The 2,002-nt window shown below is 74.6% G+C and carries 1 pseudogene; it reads right to left on the reverse strand.

The window, feature by feature from the left end:
- Nucleotides 1-2,002 (reverse strand): annotated as a pseudogene (locus I53_RS02090) (hypothetical protein); the annotation flags it as partial.

Raw genomic sequence — 2,002 nt, forward strand, 5'->3', positions numbered from 1 at the left:
GGCGAGCTTGTCTGGGCGGGGGCGTAGCCGGCCGAGGCCAGCTTCTCGTAGAGCTTCGCCGCGACCGACAGATCGCGCGGCATGCCGCGGCCGTCGGCCTCCCGGGTGGCGAGGTCCCAGATGGCCGTGCCGTCGCCCTCGAGGGCGGCGAGCTTCACCTTGGCCAGCGCCGGCGGCAGGTTCCCGAGATCGGCCTGCAGAGCGTTCATGCCGGAGACCTGCGGCACCGCCGGCTTGGCGGTGGAGTGCGTCTCCGCGGGAGCGGGATTCGGCAGCGACTGGGTCGTGGTCGGATCGGCCACGGCCGGCTTCGCGTCCGGCGTCTCCTTGGCGGCGTCCGGAGCCTTCTTCTGGACGTCGGCGGCATCCCCGCGCGACGGCGCGATCTGGCTCGCCGGGGCGGGCGTTTGCGGCTCATCCGCGCTGCGCATGGTGATCGCCTGGAGCGCGCCCAGCGCCAGCACGATGGCGGCGAGCCCGAGCAGGAGCGGGCGGCGGCGGCGATCGATCTCGGCGCGCAGCCGCGCGAGCCGCCCCGTCGTCGCGTTGGGCAGCAGCGCGGCCCGCTCGCCCCGGGTCTCCCGGCGCTCCACGGGCGCTTCCGCGACCAGCTCCGCTTGCGCGGCCTGGGCGGCCCGTCGCGCCGCGGCGATGAAGCTGGTCTTGATGTCGGTCTCAGAGGTGGCGTCGGCCGCGATCCGCGCGGCGGCCGCGTCGCCGATCCGCTCCTGCATCGGCCGGCGGGCCGACGGCTCTCTGGGCGAGCGCGGCTCGCGCGGCGGACGGCCGCTGCCGGGCTCGAGCAGGTCGTCGGCGAGGCGGGAAGCCTCGATGCCGTCCCGCCGGGGCTTCGCGCGCGCCTCGACGGGCGCGAGGGTCGCCTCCGCGCTCGTCGACGACATCAGGCGCTCGTCGAGGGACGGGACCCGCGGCGGGACGGACTCGGCCGGGCCGAGCCGGACGAGAAGGCGCTCAAGGGCCGATTGGACGCCATCGAGGGTGGCGCCGAGCCGCTGATCGGACGCGACCTGCCGGGCCTGCATATCGGCCAAGCTGGCGCGGAGGAGGCCGATCTCCCCGGACTCGGCCGTGCCGAGACCGGAACCCTGGAGAGTCTGAGCCACGGCGTTGCGCGCGGCGCGCTCCACCACGGCCTCGGTCGGGGCGGAGTCCCGGAGAGCCGTCACCTGCCGGAGCAGGTCGCCCATGGTGCGCTCGAGGCCGGCCAGCGCCGGATCGACGCTCAGCGGCGCGTCGAGGCGCCCCGCCAGAGACACGACCTGCCGCTCCAGGGCGTCGAGCCCTTCGTGCTCGGCCCGGGCGCCGACCTGATCGACCTTGTCGGCGAGGCTGCGCAGCATGGCGTGGATCGACGCCATCCCGTCCGGACGGGCGGCGGCTTCGCCGGACCGCTCGGACCAATCGTCCCGGGCGCAGAGGAGGTCGACCTTCTCCGCAAGCGCCTGGATCTGCTCCGCCAGCGCGGCCGGCGCGGCGATCTTCACGTCGCTGCGGATCTCCTCCAGGATCGGGCGCAGGTCCGGACCGGCGCTCAGGCTTTGCAACTGCGCAATCTGCGCGCTCAGCGCCTGAAGGCTCTGCGCGAGACCCTGTATCCGCTCCGGACCCGCCAGGGCACCGATCTGCCGGCGAATCTCCTCAAGCTCGGCAAACAGGCCGGCGAGGGTGCGACCATCCGGATCGGCCGCGCCGGTCGCCGCCGCGGAATCGAGGCGCTCGGCCAGGCGGCGGACATCCTCCGCGACGCGGCTGTGGACGTTCTCGGCCACCTCTTCGGCGAGGCGCTCGACCTGCGCCCGGACCTGCTCGATCGGCACCGCGATGGCGGTGAGATCGGTTCCGGCCTGGGCCCGCTCGATGCCGCTGGCCAGGGTGATGACGGCCTGCTCCAGGGCGCCGATATCCCGGCTCGTCGCCAGCTGGTTGATCGCCTCGCGCAGGCGTGTGGTCTCCTCCGAAGCTCGATCAGGGCGGTCGACGG

Source organism: Methylobacterium sp. B1 (assembly GCF_000333255.1).
GTDB classification, from domain to species: Bacteria; Pseudomonadota; Alphaproteobacteria; order Rhizobiales; family Beijerinckiaceae; genus Methylobacterium; species Methylobacterium fujisawaense.